The organism is Deinococcus arboris (assembly GCF_009755355.1).
Lineage (GTDB): Bacteria > Deinococcota > Deinococci > Deinococcales > Deinococcaceae > Deinococcus > Deinococcus betulae.
Genome location: NZ_WQLB01000093.1, coordinates 1 through 487 on the forward strand (window position 1 = coordinate 1; position 487 = coordinate 487).

The 487-nt window shown below is 62.0% G+C and carries 1 protein-coding gene; it reads left to right on the forward strand.

The genetic code is table 11. The features are described 5' to 3' along the window. On the forward strand, positions 1 to 484 hold a 484-nt coding region (locus GO986_RS22470), incomplete at its 5' end, for a transposase (protein WP_157461753.1). Positions 485 to 487 lie beyond the last annotated feature (3 nt).

The window sequence follows — 487 nt, forward strand, 5'->3', positions numbered from 1 at the left end:
CGACGGTGGAAAGAAAGTCAGTGGCCGCAAGCGTCACCTGCTCGTCGACACCCTGGGACTCGTCATGGCGATCAAAGTACACGAGGCCGATATCCAGGACCGCACTGGTGCGGTCCTCCTGCTGCGCGACCTCCCCAATGTTTTCCCACGCATGGGGCACCTGTGGGCGGATGCGGGGTACACCGGCAAGCTGGCGAGCGACATCAAGACCCATCTGGGCTGGACGTTGGAGATCGTCAAGCATCCCTGGTCCGGGTGGCAGGGGACCTGGGCGCCAAAGGACGCACCTCCACGACACGTGGAGGTGCCGAAAGGGTTTGTGGTGCTGAAACGCCGCTGGGTGGTGGAGCGAACCTTCGCCTGGTTGGGGAAGTCGCGGAGGATGGCCAAGGACTACGAGGCGCTGGTGGAAACTGCAGAGAACCTGGTCTATGAAGTCATGATTCGGCTGATGGTGCGTCGCTTGGCAAAAGATCCACCCTGACGG